Source organism: Nocardia arizonensis, from assembly GCF_001310275.1.
In the GTDB taxonomy this organism is placed as follows: Bacteria; Actinomycetota; Actinomycetes; order Mycobacteriales; family Mycobacteriaceae; genus Nocardia; species Nocardia arizonensis.
Map to the genome: position 1 here is coordinate 48,804 of NZ_LGYZ01000006.1, position 18,479 is coordinate 67,282.

The following is an 18,479-nucleotide window of genomic DNA, read 5'->3' on the forward strand; positions in this document are numbered from 1 at the left end:
ATGATCCATATTCCGCACGATCTGCAATGGCTGGGCTGGCTGGTCGGTGTCGACCTGCCCGAAGGGAACGAAGACCTGCTCTTCGCCATCGGCGAAGCGTGGAACGACGCGGCGAAAGCGATTGCCGCGCAGGTCGGCCCGCTGGAACAGGTCAGGGACAAGGCGTCCGGTGCGTACCGCGAGGGAGCAGGCGCCGAGACCATCGCGGCACTGTTCGACGACCTGCTCGACGGGGACAGCTCGGTGGCGTCGCTGGCCGCCGCGTTCGACGAACTCGGTGATGCCGCTTTCGATTTCGGCACCACGGTGCAGGCGGCGAAGCTGATGATGATCGTCTCGTTCGTCCTGCTCGCGCTGGAGATCCTGTGGGCGTGGATGTTTCCGCCGACCGCGCCCGCGGTCGAGGCGGCGGCGGTGGCCGGGACCAGGTCCACCCTGCGGCGGATCGAGGACCTGGTGATCACCCGGATCGAGCAGGTGATTCTGCGGGCGTTCGGCAGCGTCGGGCAGCAGGCGTGGACCAAGCTGGTGGTCAAGAACCTGGCCACCTACGCCGTGAAAGGCGCGGTGTCGGGTGTGCAATCGGTGCTGGTGGACGTGACCATCCAGGGCGGGCAGCTGGCGGCGGGGACGCGCCGCCACTTCGACGGCAACCAGACCCTGGTCTCCTTCGGCGCGTCCTTCGCCAGCGGGCTGTTCGGCCGGGCCTCGGCGCACTGGGGCGGCATCGGGTTCGACGCCTCCATCGGCAGGGTCACCAACCGGCTCGGTCGCGCGGGCGATGTGGGCCGCGGCGCGGCGATCGGCGCCTTCGCCGGTGCGGTCGGCACCGTCGGCGGATCGATGGCCACCGCGATGAACAGTGGTGACTGGCAGGGTTCGTTCACCGCGAGCGGGTTCGGCCTCGGTGCGGCCGGTGGCGGATTCCGCGGCGGGATGGCCGGTGGCGCCCGTGGGCTGTTCCACCTGAACCGGGTGCCACGGGGGTCGGCGCGGACCGGGTTCCTCCGGCATTTCCAGCTCGATGCCGAAGGGAATGTGTACGTTCCGGCGAGCCAGGTCGCGGCCGCGGGCGGATCGGCGACCGATTCCCCGATCCCGCGGCCCGCGCGGGTGGCCCGGCCGACGGTGGACGCGTCGGAGGAAGCGACCCCGCGACACCAGCGCAGCCTGCGCGCGCTGGACCGGGCGGACGCGGCGAACCTGCGCGACTACCACCGGCAGGTTCGCCAAGCCCAACCCGAATTGCGTGCCGCGCCGTCGGAGCACGTCGAGAACCAGCCACGGGCACGGGCGCTCGGCACACCCGACGGGCAGGAGTCGGTCGACCGGCAGCCGCAGTGGGGCAGCCGCATGGCGGATCGGGCCGCCGACATGCAGGGCAGGGCGCAGACCTCCCAGGCGAACGCCGATCGCGCGCAGAACGCTGCCGACGCCGTGCAGCGGCGCGCGGACATGCAGCAGCGGCGGGCGACGACCGAGGACAACGCGGCCGAGGAGGCGCGGACGCGTGCCGAACAGACAAGGGGACAGTTGCGCACCGCCGAGGACAGGATGGCGGAACTGCGGGCGACCGACGATCCCGATCCGCAGCAGATCGAGCGGGCCGAACAGGGGCTGACTCTGGCGCGCGCCGCGCACACCAGCGCGGAGGAGACACACACCACCACACGCACGCGCGCCGACGCGCACCAGCGCCGGGCCGACGAATTCCAGGCGCGCGCCGACGACGCCCAGCGCAAGGCCGATCATGCGCAGGCCCGCGCCGACGACCTGCGCATGGTCCGCGTCGATCCCGAGGCGGTCGACCACAAGTCCGACACCGAGGCCAAACCGGCGATCCGTCCGCTCGGGGACGAGCACAGCTGGTGGCAGCGGGCCCTGCTGCGCAGTGAGCAGCTCGGCAAGGAGTACGGGACCGGCGGGCCGGGGACGGACCACTACCAGCCGAAGGCCACCGATCTGCGGGCCAAGACTCGATCCAAGCTCGAGAAGTACGAGCAGCCGACGATCGAAGACTATGTCGCGCCGCTGCCGCCCGACCCCGCTGTGTGGGGATCGCCGCCGGACTCGGCAGCGCCCGACGAACCGAAGGAAGAGCCGAAAGAGGCCGAGGAGCCGGAGGAACCCGAGGAGCCGGAGGAGCCGGAGGAACCGGAGGAACCCGAGGAACCCGAGGAACCCGGACATCGCTCAGGACGCTGAAAACCCTTAGTTTGCCTAGTGTTTCGGATCCGGCTCACCACCATCCCGATACCGGTTGCCTGTCACGGGCAGTCTTGCTCCGATACGCCGTGTGACGAGGGGAGCCACCGTGGCGAACGTGATCGCCGTCGATTCGACGACCGACCTGCACTCCGCCGCCGTGGTGATGGACAGCGTGGCCGACGCCATCGAAGGAGCGGTGCGCGTGCTCGCCGATACGCTGACGACACTGGGTGATCCGATCTCGGTGCAGGACAACGGCAATGAGGCGAGCAAGGTCACCGCACGCGGCGACGGCACGCCGCCGTGGGGAACCGATTCCTACGGCAAGCAGTTCGCGCAGGGCGACGCAGGCTACGTGAAGCTCGGCGTCGGCCTGCTCCAGGGCGGCTTCGATCTGGCCCACACCCTGTCCGAATTCGCGACCGGAATGGGTCGCGCGGCAGGCGATGTGCGCCGATCCGAGGACGAGGCGAGCGCCGGCTTCGCCTGATCGGCGGCCTGGATCACCGCCGCTAGGAGACGACCAGGCCCGCCATCGACAGCTCGCACAGCGCCCCGGCGAGATCGTGGGCCGGATCGTCGAAGAAGGCCGCCACGATGCCACGGGTGACGGTGCCCGCCTCCGCCGCGGCCACCAGATCCGCCGCCGCCACGCGATGACGCGGCAGCGGATCGGATATCGCCGCCGCACAGAGGACGTCGATGACATCCGAGGCCGACCACACGCCGGGAACGGCACTGCTGACCTGATCCGCGGTGGGGGAGTCGCCGCGATACCACCGATCGTTGTCCCACCAGTAGCAGAACGACAGCAGTCCCCGGCGTGCCCGCGAGTTCAGCACCTGATCGGTCACCCACTCGGGCGCCCCGGCGTAGACCTCGGGGAAGGGCGCGCGGCGGTGGTAAGCGGCGTCCAATTCCGGTGCGTCCCATACCCCGCCGGACAGCACCGCGCGCCCACCCGGCAGCACGTGCAGGGTGGACCCGCTCCTGGCCGCACCTTCGAAAATGCCGAGGGCGGGCATGATGCGCGGTCCGCGCTCGGAACCGACCGCCACGAACGCGGCGGCGATCACCGCCCAGCGGGCCAGCATCAGTGGCAGCGCGGGGAACTCGCCGGGTGCGGGGATCGCGGTGCGACCGGCCGCCCGATCGGTGACGGCGCCTGCGGCGGCGACCTTGGGGCTGCGCGACTGCCGATCGTTGTGGAAGACATACGCGGCCAGCCAGACCGGCACCCGGTCGCGAGGATGGGCCTCGAGATCGATCAGATACGCCTCGGGGACCAGCAGCTGATCCTCGGGAAACGGCTCGTGCCCGTAGTCGTATTCGATCTCGCGGTCGCCTCCGAGATCGCCGCGCACGATCATGCGCCACCATGGACCGTCACCGTGCCCGGCGGAGTCTTCGCGCAACTTCTTGGCCAGCTCGAGCACCGCGGGCGCCGGGTCGACGCGGAACGGGCGATCGGTCTCGTCGGCATACACGACGAACGCGACACCGCCGATCACCGTGAGCGCGAAGATCGCTTCGAATCGCCGCCACCCGTCCGGACCCGCCGCGGCGAGGGCGTCGGCCAGCTGATCCGCCGGGTCGGGCGCCTGCTCGCTCACCGCTCGAATCCCCAGAACGCCTCGGCCCGCCACTGGTCGGCGTTCCTGCGGAGTTCGGCCAGGTGTCCGGCGCCGAGAAGGTCGCCCGGAGCCGGAGTGCCGCGGGGTTCGAACCCCGGTTGCATCAGGACCGAATCCACGCGGATCACCGCGAGGTCGTCCGGCGCCACCAGGTAGCGACCTGAGCTGTCGATCTCCCAGGGGCGCAACACGATACACACGATGCCGACCGCGACCACGAGGGTGCCGTCGGTGTGTTCGGCGACGATCCACGCGGGCTCGGCCCCGACCTGGCGCTGATGCCGGACGGGATCGCGCGGCATGGTCTGCTTGTTCACGGACACTGTTCCTCTCAACCGACCGGCGGTAGATGGCAGATCTGGACGAGGTCGCGCCCCCGTGTGCGCGAGACCAGCAGACCGCGGCCGGGCGGGTACTGGGCCGGGCGCACGTCGCTGAGCAGGATGCCCTCGTCCTTCGGCGTGCTCATCAGGATGCCGTCCACCGACATGTCCTTCATCGGGCCGAGCACCTGGTCGTACAGTGCGCGGGCCGCGCCGCCGGAGCGCCGGGCGATGATCACGTGCAGGCCGATGTCGCGGGCCTGCGGCAGCAGCTCCATCAGTGGCAGCAGCGGGTTGTTGGCGGCCACCATGTCGTAGTCATCGACGATGACATACACCTCGGGACCGGTCCACCAGCTGCGTTCCCGCAGCTGCGCGGGCGTGATGTCGGCGCCGGGCAGCCGCTGCGACACGAAACCCGCGACTTCCTTCAAGGTGGGTACCGAGGTCTGCGCCGAGGTGGAATAGCCGGCCAGGTGCGGGCCCTCGACCGCGCCGAGCATGGTGCGGCGGTAGTCGACGATGATCACCCGCGCCTCGTTCGGGTGCGAGTTCTCCACGATGCCCTGCGCGATATTGCGCAGCAGCGTGGTCTTGCCGCAACCCACGTCGGCGAACACCAGCAGGTGCGGCGACTCCTCGAAGTCGAGCACCACCGGCGCCAGCTCCGACTCGCTCAGGCCGATCACCACCCGCTTGCTGTCGATGCGCATGTCCATCTCCCGCGCGGTGGCCAGCACCTGCTCGCGGTCGATCAGGTCGGGCAGCATCCGCACCGCGGGCGCGCGGCGGCCGGGATAGAGCTCGGCGAGACCGGCTTTCGCGGCGGCGATGCCGTCGGCCAGCGTCTCCGGGTCGACGTCGGCGTCGAGGCGGGGCAGGGCCAGCAGCATGTGGAGTTTGTCGGGGGTCATGCCCCGGCCCGGCCGGTTGACCGGAACATGCACCGCCGCACGGCGATCCATCTCCGAATCCGACGGATCACCCAGGCGCAGCTCGATCCTGGTGCCGATCTGATCCTTGACGTTGGGCCGGATCTCGGCCCACCGGTTCGCGCCGAGCATGAGGTGGATGCCGTAGGACAGGCCGCGCGCGGCGAGCGCGAGCACGTGACCCTCGATGAGGTCGAAATCCTCGCGGAAGGCCGCCCACCCGTCGATCACCAGGAACACATCGCCGAACAGGTCGGCCGAGAGCGGATGCGCGGCCCGCTCCTCGGCGGGCAGCTGCGCGATCTCGGCCTTCTGCCGCCGGAAATCGCGGATGTTCTCCACGCCGAGTTCGAGGAAGCGCGCCTCGCGCTGGCGCAGCAGCACGGTGAGCTCGGCGATGGTGCGGCGCACCCGATCGGTTTCCAGCCGCCCCGCCGCGGACCCGACATGCGGCAGACCGGTGAGCGCGGCCAGCGTGCCGCCACCGAAATCGAGGCAGTAGAACTGCACCTGCTCGGGAGTGTGGGTGGCCGCCGCCGAGAGGATGATCGTGCGCAGCGCGGTCGACTTGCCCGATTGGGGTCCGCCGACGACCGCGACATTGCCCTGGCCGCCGGACAGGTCGATCGAGAGCACGTCGCGCTTCTGCTCGTAGGGCTTGTCGATGATGCCGATCGGCAGCCACAGCGTGGTGGTGCGGTTGGCCTCGGAACGCCAATCATCGTCGGGCAGCAGCATATCCACGGTGGGGGACACATCCAGCGGCGGCAGCCATACCTGGTGGGCTGGCCTGCCGTGCCCGGTCAGCCGGTCGACCACCACGGCAAGCAGCGACCGTTCGGGATCGGCGGGCGCCGCCGCGGTCGCGCCGAGGAGTTCGCTCAGATCGGGCAGCTCCACCGGAATCGGTTCGCCGGTGGCCGCGGCGGCCACCGGCTCGGTGCGTTCGACGACGGCGGCGGTGAACAGGTCGACGCGCCCGGCGACGGCCGCCGCCGGGCCGACCGCCCGGCCCGCGACCGGTGGGACATAGGGGCCGGAGACGTAAGTGGCATTGAACCGCAACGGATCCGACGAGTCGCTCTTCAAATAGCCCGCGCCGGGCTGCGCGGGCAGATGGTAGGCGTCGGTGATGCCGAGCACCTGCCGGGACTCGCCCGCCGAGAACGTGCGCAGCCCGATCCGATACGACAGGTGCGAATCGAGGCCGCGCAGCCGGTTCTCCTCCAGCCGCTGCGACGCCAGCAGCAGATGCACCCGCAGCGACCGGCCGAGGCGCCCGATCATCACGAACAGCTCCGCGAAATCCGGTTTCTGCGAGAGCAATTCGGAGAATTCGTCCACGATGATGAACAGCGCGGGCAGCGGATCCAGTGGCGCGCCGTTGGCGCGGGCCTTCTCGTATTCGGTGACATTGGCGAAGTTGCCCGCCGACCGCAGCAGTTCCTGCCGCCGGGTCAGCTCACCCGCCAGCGCGTCGCGCATGCGGTCCACCATCGAGAGTTCTTCCTCGAGGTTGGTGATCACCGCGGACACGTGGGGGAGCGGATCGAGGCCGAGGAACGTCGCGCCGCCCTTGAAGTCGACCAGCACCAGGTTGAGCAGGTCGGGCGAGTGGGTCGTCACCATCGACAGCACCAGGGTGCGCAGGAACTCGGACTTGCCCGAACCCGTTGCGCCGATGCACAACCCGTGCGGTCCCATACCGTTTTCGGCGGATTCCTTGATGTCGATCTCGACGCGGGTGCCGTCGGGGGTGACACCGATCGGCACCCGGAGGCGCTCGCGCGCCGAGCGGGGCCGCCACACCACATCGGCGTCGATGGTCGCCGCGTCCGCGACACCGAGCATCGCCATCAGGCCGGGGTCGGTGGTGATGTCCTCGCCCAGGTCGACGATCTGGGCGCTGGTGGCGATCCGGTAGCGTGCCATGGCGCGCCCGAAGGTGGCGGCCACCTCGAGGCCGACCCGGTCGGGTCCGGCGAAGTTCTCCACCGCGCCGCCGGTGCGCGCACCGATGATCGCCTCCTCGACTACCAGTTGCAGACCGCGGCGCACCGCGAGACCGGTCTGCGGCGCGGTGAGGTCGAGGACGGTCACCGAGTCCAGGCCCGCGTCGCTGATGGTGCGCTCGGAACCGCTCACATAGCCGTCATCGATCACAACGACCAGGTGTACGCGGCCCGCGGTGGGCGGGGCGTTGCGCAGGAAGCGTCCGCGTTCGAGCAGGTCCTCCGCCAGGGCGGTCTCGAGTTCCGACAGCGATTCGTAGAGCATCCGCATCGAACCGATCCGGTCGGTGTCGCGCGGATGTTGCAGGTGCGGTAGCCATTTGGTCCAGCCCCAGGCCACGCCGTCGGGGTCGGCGGTGACGATGGCGATGATCAGGCTGTCCGGGCCGTGGAAGGTCGCCAGTTCCATCACCATCGACCGGGCAAGGGCGCGGCCGTGTTCGCGCGGGCCTTCGATGTTCACGGCGGGGAACGCGCGCAGGGAGATGGCGGTGGGCAGGCCGTGCACGACCGAATGAGTGCGCACGAAGCGGCGCAGCGCCACCGTCGCCACCGGTTCGAGGTCTTCGAGCGGAACCGTTTCCGGCCGGGCGAGTTTGGTGGCGAGGCGATGGCTGCCGACGCCGATCCGGACGTGCCCGAAGTCGGGGTCGCCCGCCCTGCGCTCCCACATCCGGCGGGTGCCGATCAGCGCGTGCACGTCGATCGGATGCGGATGGCTCCAGAACAAGGCCTCGCGCTGGGCGAGGCCGGTGGTGCGGACATCGCGGCGCAGCTGGTCGAGGTAGCGGAAGTAGTCCTTGCGTTCCTCATTGAGCTCGGCGGCCTTCTTCCCGCCGCCGCCGGAGCGGCCGGCGAACATGCCGACCATCGACATCAGCATCATCATCGGGAACATCATCGTCATCGGATTGGTGAGCATGGACCGCCCGCCCATGGTGACCATGAGCGCGATCATGCCGACCATCGCGACCACCATCACCACCGGCAGCAACCGCTGCCACAGCGGCGCAGGCACCGGTGCGGTGATCTCCGGCGGCGCGTTGAGAATCACCTCGCCGCCCGGTGGGCGAGGCGGCGCGATCCGGGCGAGCCGGATGAATCCCTGTGTGCCCATGGGCAATTCCTTCGGTTAGTCGTCGCCAGGCAGGACGAGAGGCGTGCGCTGTTCGCGCCGGAACGGAATGGACAGGACGAGCACGATCGCCAGCAGCGTCAGCGCGCCGACGGCGCCGGCGAGCCCGACCCGTCGCGGCCACGGACTCACGTACGGCGGCGGCGTCGGCCCCGCGATCGCGACGCCGTGGGCCGGATCCTGTGCCGCGGCGGGCGGCACGACGGCGGTGAGTGCGGCGAGCGGGTCGATCAGGCCCGCGCCGATCCGGGAGTCGCGCCCACTGCCGGGGCCGTGGGCGGTGCGGGTGATGCGTTCCATCACTTGCCGGGCCGACAGGTCGGGAAACCGGGCGCGCACCAGCGCGGCCAGACCGGCGACGTAGGCGCTGGCGAAGCTGGTGCCGTTCACCGGAGCCACCTGCCCGTCGGCCTGCGGGGTGCCGTTGACCAATCCGGTGCCGCCCGGCTTGCTGTCCAGCGACATCAGATTGCTGCCCGGCGCGGCCACCGAGACCCACGGTCCGTACAGCGTGAACGGTGAGGGCGAACCGTCGGGTTCGATCGAGGCCACCGACAGCACATAGGGCGCGAACCAGGCGGGTGTCGCGACCGTGCCCACCGCATTCCAGCCTGCGGTGCCGTTCTGTTCCTTGCACGCACCCTGCTGTTGCACATTGCCCGCCGCCACCACCACGACGACATTGCGTTCGAAGGCGTACTGCAGCGACGCGCCGAGCGCGCGGTCGACGGCGTCGGTGCCCGCAGGCCTGCACGACACCGCGGAGATGTTGATGACCGTCGCGCCGCTGTCGACCGCGTGCACCACCGCGTTGGCGAGGCTGTCGACGGTGCCGTAGCCACCCGCCGACATGCCGCCCGGATCGTCCCCGGCGCGGCTGCGGTTCTTCGCTTCGTAGGCCAGGCTGGTCTGGCGCACGGTGAGGATCTCCGCCGCGGGCGCGACGCCGGAGAACCCGTCGCTGCCGTCGGGCGCAGGCCGTCCTGCGATGATGCCGGCGACCAGCGTGCCGTGCCCGTCGCAGTCGGCGGTGCCGTCGGAATCGGCGACGTAGTCGCCGCCGGGCCGGACCGACAGCCGCGGATGCGCGGTGACGCCGGTGTCGATCACCGCGACGGTCTGGCCCTCGCCCCGGCTGAACCGCCAAGCATCGGCGAGACCGAGCACCTTCTGGACGGCGGGGATGCCGGTCGGCGCCGGCCCGCTCCAGATCGGTTGCGAGCACAGCAGTCGCTGCTCGGCCGGTTCCGGCGGCGCCACCGGCGCTGTCGTGTTCAGTGCGCCCGGATCGACCACCGGCGGCGGCACCCCGAGCGCGGCACCGGCAGGCCCGGCCACCAGTGCCATGGTCACGGCGGCGACGACAACCGACCGCGGGGCCGGGAACTCACGCATTGCGGGCCATGGCGTAGATGTCGATGATCCAGAACACGAGCGGGCCGATCACACAGATGAGGACGTATTCGACGATCTCGCCCGCCCGCTGCACGACCGGCGACACCTCCATGTTCGGGCCTGCCACCCCGATGACCATCGCCAGCCCCGCGACCACCAGCAGCACGCCCGCGGCGGGCAGCGCCAGCTCCGGTATCCGCAGACCCCACAGCACGCACGGCACGATCAGCGCCGCGCAGCCACCGGCCACCAGCACCGCCGCCTGGGTCAGATCGGCGAACGCCCGTCCGCGCCGGGCGAGCACGACACCGACCGCACCGGCCAGCAGCGCGCACTGCCAGCGGTGCTCGGTCGCCGCCGCGACGACCATGATCGTCGCGAGCACGGCGACGCCGACGATGCCGAAGATCATCCCGGACTGGTAGTCGTTGGCCGTTCTCGACCGTTCGCCGAGCCCGGCCGCCGACGGAATGGCCGTGGCGCCGATCGCACCGATGCCTTCGATGGTCGGGCGTGGCTCGTGGTCGCGCGGATCGATTGCCCCACCCGCCGTCGGCACCGGGGGCACCGGGAGCCGCGCGGACGCCACCGCGATCCGCGGGGCCAGCGTGATGGCGAGCAGCGCGAACACGATCACCCCGGCCGCGACCTTGGCGGGTGCCGCGTCCCAGATCGTCACCACGCCCGTCGTGGCGACGCCGAACGTCGCGACCGTCATCACGGCGGTGAACATCGTCGGTCGAACGGGTACCGTCCGCGCGGCGATCACGGCGAGCAACAGCGTGGTGGCACAGCCGAGCAGCACATGCGGCGCGCCGGGCACCCCCGGCACGAAAGCCGCTGCGCCCGTTCCCATCAGCAGCAAACCGCACAGCGCGAGGACGGTGGCCGCGGCCCCCGCCTCGTATTTGCGCACCACCAGCGCGCTGCCGCCGAGGATCACCGCACCGATGCCGGCACCGGCCGCCCCGGCCACGATGCCCCAGCCGAGCGCCGCCGCATACAGCAGCAGCGCACAGGAACCGGCCACGGCCGCGATCGCGCCCGCCATGCCTGCGCGTCCCGCCGACTCGCCGGTCCACCCGGGAAAGGAATCGTCGGTGAGCCGGGCGACCGCATCGATCACATCGTCGAACAGGGGCGGTGATTCGACCGAGTCCACCGCGCGCAGCACCAGCAGATCGCCGTCGAACACCTCGGCCTCGGCCAGTGTGCGATCCGGGTCGATCGCGGTCTGGCCGAGCCGGGACAAGGTCCAGTGCCGGGCCGCGAGTGGCCCGTTGTCCTCGTGTTCGGACAGGTCGGGATTGCGGGAAGCGATGAGCGCCACCAGGTCTGGCGTGATATTCGCGATCGGGATGGTGGCGGGCAACACCACATCCATCTGGGTGTTGTCACCGATCACCGAAATCCGGCACAGCTGCGGCTCGATCGCCGTGGACTCCATCACCTTCGGGAAACTAACAACGGCACCGTGACCTCGGCTCGGTGCGCGCGGTCGAGTTTCCTTTGTTGTAACCCTGGACGGGCCGCGACATGGGATTCCGTGACGCGGGCCGCGTCGTACGGTTAAGCGACAGTGAATGCCGAGTACGCGCCATCGCGGTCGCCGAGCCACCGTGGCGCGGCTCGGTTAGGTTGCGCGGCATGTCAGCGATTCGGCAAGCACAACAGGTGTTCGACGCGGGCGTACTGTCGTTGGGTTTGATGGTCGACGGCCAGCAGGCCACCAAGAACCTCGAGTACGCCAAGGTGGCCTTCCGCCGGGCCACTGAGCTGGACCCGGACATGTGTGACGCGTGGCTGGGTCGCCTCGCCGCGGGCGACGCGACCGAGGAGGTGCTCCGGCAGCTGCACCGCACCTCGACCACCTCGCTGATGCGCGAGCAGCGTCGGCTCGGGTTGCCGCCGCGCCAGCTGGCGGGCCGTTTCCAGATCGGCCAGTACATCGACTATCCGGTCGCCGGTCTCACCGAGATCTGGCTCGCGCGGGCCATGCGCCTGCTGGAGGACAAGCAGTTCGACGAGGCCGAGCAGATCCTGGACGAGCTGGACGAGCGCCGCGCCAAGCTCACCGACGACCCCGACCGCGCCCTCGACGACCGGGCCTGCGCCTACGCCCGTGGCGTCCTGTATTTCACCGCGCAGCTGTGGCCCGATGTGATGGCGGTGCTGGCGGGCTCGGCCGAATGGCAGGACCAGTTCATGGCCGTGGGCGCCCACGTCATGGTCGGCACCGCCTGCGCGCACCTCGGCCTGTTCGGTGAGGCGACGCGCAGGCTCGAACAGGCCGAGCGCGGCCCGATTCCGGCGGCACGCACCGCGGCGATGTACTGCCGCGGCCTCGCCCTGCGCGAACAGGGCAACGAGGACGAGGCCCGCGCCCTGTTCGAGACCGTGTACAGCCAGGTGCCCGGTTTCGCCGCGAACTCGCGGGCGATGAGCGACCCGACGTTCCGGATCGTGGTCACCACCCGTGAACAGATCGAATCCCGCACCAGCCGTTGGGATCCCGAGACCGCGCCGTCGCTGGCCGAGGCGGCCGAGCAGGAACATCAGGACCGGGCCGAACAGGTGCTGGCGTCGGCGCGCGCCGAACTGGATGCCCAGATCGGTTTGGCCGCGGTCAAGGTGCAGGTCGACAAGCTGCAATCGTCGGCGACCATGGCCAAGATCCGGGCCGAAAAGGGTCTCAACAGCGTGCCGCGCGGGCAGCATCTCGCGTTCACCGGCCCGCCCGGTACCGGCAAGACCACCATCGCCCGTGTGGTCGCCAAGATCTACTGCGGTCTCGGGTTGCTCAAGACCGACAAGGTGGTGGAGGCCAAACGGTCCGATTTCGTCGGCCAGCACCTCGGTTCGACGGCGATCAAGACGAACGCGCTGATCGACTCGGCGATGGACGGCGTGCTGTTCGTCGACGAGGCGTACACGCTGATCCAGGCGGGCCTGTCCGGTGGTGACGCGTTCGGCCGGGAAGCGGTGGACACCCTGCTCGCGCGGATGGAGAACGACCGCGACCGGCTGGTGGTGATCATCGCCGGCTACGACGGCGAGATCGACCGGTTCCTCGCCAGCAACGACGGCCTCGCCTCCCGGTTCGCCAAACGCGTGAAGTTCGACTCGTACTCGCCCGAAGAGCTCTGCGACATCGGCAGATTCATCGCCCGCAAACGCGACTCCTCGGTCTCGGAGGACGCCGTCGACATTCTGCGCGCCGCGTGCGCCGAGCTGTACGCGGCCGAGCGCACCGACCAGAGTGGCCTGCCGCGCCGCGGTGTCGATCTCGCCGGCAACGGCCGCTTCATCCGCAATGTGATCGAAACGGCCGAGGAGGAACGGGAATACCGCCTGGCCATGGACGAATCGCTCGACCCGCGGTCGCTCGACGAGGTGACCTTGATGCGCATCGAAGCCGACGACATGCGCAAGGCGCTGGAAATGGTGCTCGCCACGCTGAGCTGAGCTGCCGGACAGCTCGAGGAGAGAGCCCGTGAAGATCAATCGTGCGATGCGCCTGGGAATCTGCGCGACGGTACTGATGGTGGCTGCGACCGCGGCCTGTGGCGGTGCCGAGCAGAAATCGGCACTGGAGAACGCCAGGGGCGGCACGCTGACCATCGGCATCAAATTCGACCAGCCGGGTCTCGGCCTGCGTGTCGCCGACGGCATCTACCGCGGTTTCGACGTCGATGTCGCCGAGTATGTCGCGGACAAGCTCGGTGTGCGCCCGGAGAGCATCACCTTCAAGGAAACGCCATCGGCCCAGCGCGAGAGCATGATCGAGAGCGGGCAGGTCGACTTCGTCGTCGCCACCTACTCGATCAACGACAAGCGCAAGGACCGGGTCGATTTCGCAGGCCCCTACTACGTGGCAGGTCAGGACCTGCTCGTTCAGGCTGCCGATACCGACATCACCGGCCCGCATTCACTGTTCGCCGGCAAGCGGGTCTGCTCGGTGACGGGCTCGACCCCGGCGCTGTACATCGAGCGGAACTTCCCGCGGACGCGGGTCCAGACCTACGACTCGTACTCGCTGTGCGTGGAGGCACTGCGCACAGGCGCGGTCGACGCGGTCACCACCGACAACGTGATCCTCGCCGGTTACGCGGCCCAGTCGCCAGGCCGGTTCAAACTGGTGAACAAGACTTTCACCACCGAGAAATACGGCATCGGCCTGAAAAAGGGCGACACCGAACTGCGCCGCACCATCAACGACGCCATCGAAGCGATGATCCTCGACGGCTCCTGGCAGGCCGCCCAGGAGAAGTCCTTCGCGGGCACCGGTTTCGTCGTCCCACAGCCACCCCTCGTAGACCACTACTGACCAGCGGTGGATCGGGGTGGTGCGGCATGCCGGGAATGGAACAAGTGGTGGACCAACCACGACGCAGTCGTCGGAGGCACGTCGTATCTCCCGGCAAAGCCGCCGAGGGAAAGCGGATCCACCGGCTCGAAGCCGATCCCCGAACAGCGCCGGTCGTGCGACGCATCTACCACGAATACCTCTCCGGTTTCGGCATGGAAATCGAGCCCATCGTCCAAGCCGAGGGCGCGGCGGTAGGCGACGAACCGGGAATTCAGGCGCTGGCAGCCGATCCGCAGGCCGCGCTCGGACGGCCAAGCCGCGGGGTTCCCGTCGGCCCCGAGCAGCGGCCGGACCTCGGCGAACCATTCGTCGAGGACATCGACGGTCCAGTCCCACATAGTCAGGACACCGCGTCGTTTCGGCGGCGATCCCTTCTTGGCCTTGCCGAACCGGACCTGGCAGTAGCCGAACTGCTTGAACTGGGGAGCGTGCGGGTTGGTGCCGAAGTCTGCGGCATCCAGCATTCGAGTTTCGTTGCGCCGCAACCCGAATGCGTAGGCGGTCTTGAACATGGTGGCGTCCCGGAAAGCAGGTAGCCAGCCTTTTCGGCCGAACGCCCGGATGCGGGCGACTTCGTCGTCGCAGTGGGCGAAGAACGCGTGCAGCTCGGCCTTGGTGAATGCTCGCTTCTTCGGATCGGATTCGTTGTCCTGGACGTGGGCGGCGGTGTTCCACTCGTGCACCACCTGGACCGGGTGCGTGCCGAACCGGTCCTCGCAGGTGACCGGCCACTGATAGAGCGGGTCGGTGACGAAGTGGCAGAACGCCCGGATCGCCTCGGAGTAGGAGCGGATCGTCGTCCGCTTCAGCTCGCGCAGCGACCGCAGGTCACCCAGCCATTCATCGACCATCGCCGGACTCCACTGCCACGGAAACGCGTTCACGTAGGCGGCGAACGCCTTCACTGTGCGTTCCCGGCTTTCCACCGTGGTGCGGGCCAGATTCCGGGCCAACTGCTGATTCGCGAAGCCCGACAGCATCGCCTCGAACACCTGCTCCTCCGGCCGCAGCAGCGACACCCCATCGACCAGGTGCAGCCGTGCCGCACCCGGCACCGAACCGCCGAAACCCGCCAAACCGGCCCACCTCCATCGGTCGCATCAGATGCGAGAAAGTCGCATCTGATGCGAGCCATGGCGGAACCCGCAGGCAGTTGCGTCAGACAGACCGCTTTGGGGCCTTCAGCCGTCTATCTTCATCGGTGCCGACACAGCTGAAGCCCTCTGGTAGAGACTGGATTCGCCGCCTCGAACCGGTCGATGCGCATACCGTCGCGAGTTCGCATCCGATGCAATTGGCGGCGAAAGTAGTAACGGCGCGAAAAGCAACGGATATGGCGTAATCCGCTGGTAGAGGACGGGTTTCAGGCTCGGGACCCTCGTCAGGATGGGTGCCGCTGATCGAGGCGTTCGCGATAGATCCGGTATGCCTTGCGGTCGGCGGCCGAGGTGCTGTGTCGAACTGTTTCGGCGGCGGCCAGTAGCGCTTGGTGGACGTGGGGTGGTGCGGTGACGGGCAGGCTGTAGCCCTGTCCGCGGCGCACTTGCTGTCCTTGGTGCAGGGCGTGGCGCTCGGCTTCGCCGAGGTCGGTGGCCTGTGTGGTGATGTGGTGGGCGATCTTGCCGGGCATCTCGATGCGGACCGGGTGCGGTTCTGCGCTGTCGGTGCGCGCGGGTTGTTCGCGGCGGCCGGGCAGCAGGTCGGCGAGGGCGGTGCGGATCGCGACGCGGCTCACCTGGTGCTCGCGCGCTAGAGCGGCGATGCTGGCTCCGTCGCGGTATTGCTGGCGGACCTGGGCGGTGGCCCCGGCCGCGGCGACTTGCGCGCGGCGTCCGGATCGGGAGCCTTGGGCCCAGGCGGCGGCCAGGCCCTTGCGGGTGAGTTCGTTTTGCAGGTCGCGCTGGAATTGGCCGACCGAGATCAGCACGTTGACCAGCATGGCGGTGGTCGCGTCGGTGGCGGCGAGGTCGGTGATGCCCGACAAGGCCCCGGACAGCACGCGCAGCTGCACGTCGTGCTGCTGGCACCAGTCGCGCACGGCCAGGATGTCGGCGAGGTCGCGGCACAGCCGAGACAGCTCCGACACCGTCAGCCGGTCACCGCGGCGCGCATACTGCGCGAGCTGGTGGAAGCCGTCGCGGTCGAGAGGGGATCTTGGAGGAGGTGGCCGGGTCGGCGAACAATCGCACGCCGGGCGCGCCGTCGACGAGACCGGCGTCGTTGAGCAGGTGGGTCTGGCGCAGGGTGCTCTGCTCGTCGGTGGATACCCGGGTGTAAACGAGTTCGGCCATGACCGCCGCGCCCTTTCCGCCGACTCGGTCGCTTCCGTTCACTGTTCTATCTGTCGTCAAACCCTGTCGTCAATCCGAAACGGATCGCAATGGATCGGATGCGCTGTTTCCGCAGGATCCCGGCGGCGCGGAAGCCGCTCGCGACGGGTGTCGCCAAAGGGTCATTTGACGACACTATGGTCCACGGCACGGGCTGAATCGAACGCTCAAACTGATGGCCGAGTCGACCTGGGACTCAGACGAGAAGGGTGAAGAACGCGATGCCGAGACCGGCGGCGACGCCGCAGGCGCCGAAGCCGTAAAGGGCGGCCTTGAACGGGTTGGTCCCACCACGCCACGACAGGAATCCCCCGGCCAGTCTGCAGATGGCGGCGAGCGTCAGCAGCAGGGCGCACCTGCTGCGCCGAAAGCTGTCCTTCCAACAGTGTTGGGCCATAGTCGCCTACCTTGCCGGGGCACTTTCGATTTTCGCAAAACGTACCGGTACGTATTTCCGCGAGTTCGCTATCGGCACCTGTCTCCTTGCACCGCAACTGATCCCGCAACGCCTGGAACGTGGCGATCTCGTACACCATCCGCACCACACGCCGGTGACCGTGCTGATCGTTCTGACACACCAGCTCCGCCCAGTCCCCGGACACACCCCGATGCACCGGAACCTCGTCGCCGGCCGGGTAGTAGCGCAGGTTCTCGCCAGCGTACCTACCGATCAGCTCGAGCGCGTCGTGCACCGGCCGGTGGGTGGTGTTGTTGCGCCCACCGGACCGGCCGAACGGGAGCGCGGGCTTGCTCGAACGAGGTCCGCGAGTTCCGTTCGGCCGGTTGATGGCTTAGGTCGGCAACCCGGAGCCTATGGAGCGCCGTCGGCCTGTTCGAGCTCCACGACCACGCCGGTGTCCGAACCGTCTCCGTTGACGGTCACGGCCAGGTCGTGAAAGAAGCGGTCAGGGTCGACAACCGCGTCCGGCGGATGTACTCCGGCTCGAACGGCGGTTCCGTCGACAATCTGAGACAGTCCGAGCGCCAAGGGAATTCCGGTAGCTCTGGCCATATCCGAGGTCAGTGAAGCCAAGCCGGTGCCCTCGGCGAGACGCGCCAGAGCCGTGTACCACTGCCCGTTCTTGATGCCCAGCGCGGCCGCGAAGAACGGCGGCAAGGTACCCGGCGACTTGAACTTCGCGGCACGCACCATCGAACGGACTCCACGCCGAAACGACGGGCTCGCGAGATCTGCCGCCGCGGTCTCGTTCGTCAGACGTCCCTTGTCGATGTCGGTGCGCAGCACATCTAGGTAGGCCGCCGTCCCCGGCGAGATGACCATTAGGTTCGCCGAGTCACCGGATGGCCGAAGCGTTAGCCGAAGGGTCACCGGCTCGGGATGTCCGACGGTGTAGGCGGTGCCGCTACGCCCGCCGGGCAAGGACAGCGAAACAGCCCGTAACGGCTCTTCCTGCGCGATCTGCCCGTCGCGCACCACCGCAACGGTCCCGCTGATCTGCTGCATCCAGTGCACCGCCGCCGCCGAAGGCTGCCCGTCCGGAGCCAACAGCTGGGCATTCTCCTCGTCTTGATTCCCCACGCCCGGACCGTCGACGGGCCAGGCCGTGTACACGTTCACGACGTTGTCGAGTTCGCGTGCCGCCCGCGCCGCGAGCAAATTGCTCACACCCGGACTGGCCCCCATGCCCACGATTGCACAGACACCCGCCCTGCGGGCCTCCGCATCGAGCTCGAGCATCTGCAACGTCGGCTCCCAGTCGTCGCAGATGTCGAGGTAGTGCGTGCCGGTCTCGATCGCCGCCCGCAACACCGTCAGCCCGAATCGGTAGTACGGGCCGACGGTGTTCAGGACCACGTCCGCGCCGTCGAACGCTGCATACAGCCCCTGCCGGTCGGTCACGTCGACCTTGCGCGCCCGTACCGGCACACCGGCACCGACCATCTCGCGGGCGAGAGCATCGGCAGCGGAGTAGTCGCGATCGGCGACCACGATCTCCGCGACCGCCGGCAAACTCACCGCGGTCCGAACAGCTTCCGCGCCCATCGCGCCGCCACCACCTAGCGCCAGAACTCTCATCCCGTCCTTCTCCTATCCGAACCAGGCCCAACGCCGCAGACCTGCCGCCAATCAGCGGTGCTATTCTATCATTGTGTCTACGATCGTTTTGAATGCGATAGAT

The 18,479-nt window shown here is 69.0% G+C and carries 14 protein-coding genes; 4 read left to right on the top strand and 10 right to left on the bottom strand.

The features are described from left to right. Positions 1-2,205 carry a WXG100-like domain-containing protein gene (locus APZ21_RS33565; protein ID WP_054811324.1) on the top strand — a complete coding sequence of 735 codons (2,205 nt, stop codon included), beginning with the start codon at positions 1-3 and terminating at the stop codon, positions 2,203-2,205. Between the two features lie 109 nt (positions 2,206-2,314). Continuing rightward, entirely contained in the window at positions 2,315-2,698 is a 384-nt protein-coding gene (locus tag APZ21_RS01035) for a hypothetical protein (protein ID WP_054811325.1), read from the top strand. Between the two features lie 22 nt (positions 2,699-2,720). Here the strand turns inward: APZ21_RS01035 and APZ21_RS01040 are convergent, their stop codons facing one another. Genes APZ21_RS01040 through eccD form a run of 5 tightly spaced genes read right to left on the bottom strand, consistent with a single transcriptional unit; the run spans position 2,721 to position 11,086 of the window. Continuing rightward, positions 2,721-3,821, bottom strand: a complete 1,101-nt coding sequence (locus APZ21_RS01040) for a hypothetical protein (protein WP_054811326.1) — start codon at positions 3,819-3,821, stop codon at positions 2,721-2,723. After that, positions 3,818-4,159 (bottom strand): hypothetical protein, encoded by a 342-nt coding sequence (locus APZ21_RS01045; RefSeq protein WP_156370545.1) that lies wholly within the window; start codon positions 4,157-4,159, stop codon positions 3,818-3,820. The genes APZ21_RS01040 and APZ21_RS01045 overlap by 4 nt, the downstream gene beginning before the upstream one ends. Before the next feature lie 14 nt (positions 4,160-4,173). After that, entirely contained in the window at positions 4,174-8,226 is a 4,053-nt protein-coding gene (gene eccCa / locus APZ21_RS01050) for a type VII secretion protein EccCa (RefSeq protein WP_054811328.1), read from the bottom strand. A gap of 15 nt (positions 8,227-8,241) precedes the next feature. Further along, a complete protein-coding gene (gene mycP / locus APZ21_RS01055; RefSeq protein ID WP_156370549.1) occupies positions 8,242-9,591 on the bottom strand; it encodes a type VII secretion-associated serine protease mycosin in 1,350 nt (449 codons plus the stop codon). Positions 9,592-9,631: 40 nt separating this feature from the next. Next, positions 9,632-11,086 (bottom strand): type VII secretion integral membrane protein EccD, encoded by a 1,455-nt coding sequence (eccD, locus tag APZ21_RS01060; protein WP_082392723.1) that lies wholly within the window; start codon positions 11,084-11,086, stop codon positions 9,632-9,634. 200 nt (positions 11,087-11,286) lie between these two features. Between eccD and eccA the strand changes: the two genes are divergently transcribed. Further along, a complete protein-coding gene (gene eccA / locus APZ21_RS01065; protein WP_054811330.1) occupies positions 11,287-13,104 on the top strand; it encodes a type VII secretion AAA-ATPase EccA in 1,818 nt (605 codons plus the stop codon). 28 nt (positions 13,105-13,132) lie between these two features. After that, positions 13,133-13,966, top strand: coding sequence for a glutamate ABC transporter substrate-binding protein (locus tag APZ21_RS01070; RefSeq protein ID WP_054811331.1), 834 nt, complete (start codon positions 13,133-13,135; stop codon positions 13,964-13,966). On the opposite strand, the gene APZ21_RS01075 is transcribed toward APZ21_RS01070, so the two are convergent. From APZ21_RS01075 to APZ21_RS01095, 5 genes are all read right to left on the bottom strand, one after another. Next, positions 13,960-15,084, bottom strand: a complete 1,125-nt coding sequence (locus tag APZ21_RS01075; RefSeq protein ID WP_204249022.1) for a tyrosine-type recombinase/integrase — start codon at positions 15,082-15,084, stop codon at positions 13,960-13,962. The genes APZ21_RS01070 and APZ21_RS01075 overlap by 7 nt on opposite strands. Before the next feature lie 305 nt (positions 15,085-15,389). Next, positions 15,390-16,094 (bottom strand): recombinase family protein, encoded by a 705-nt coding sequence (locus APZ21_RS32580; protein WP_239476433.1) that lies wholly within the window; start codon positions 16,092-16,094, stop codon positions 15,390-15,392. A 10-nt stretch (positions 16,095-16,104) separates the two neighbouring features. Then, positions 16,105-16,341, bottom strand: coding sequence for a recombinase family protein (locus APZ21_RS34935; protein ID WP_204249023.1), 237 nt, complete (start codon positions 16,339-16,341; stop codon positions 16,105-16,107). A 193-nt stretch (positions 16,342-16,534) separates the two neighbouring features. Further along, a complete protein-coding gene (locus tag APZ21_RS01090) occupies positions 16,535-16,735 on the bottom strand; it encodes a hypothetical protein (RefSeq protein ID WP_054811332.1) in 201 nt (66 codons plus the stop codon). A gap of 414 nt (positions 16,736-17,149) precedes the next feature. Further along, the gene (locus APZ21_RS01095) at positions 17,150-18,376 is read right to left on the bottom strand and encodes a saccharopine dehydrogenase family protein (protein ID WP_054811333.1); all 1,227 of its coding nucleotides are present in this window, start codon (positions 18,374-18,376) and stop codon (positions 17,150-17,152) included. Between the last annotated feature and the right edge of the window lie 103 nt (positions 18,377-18,479).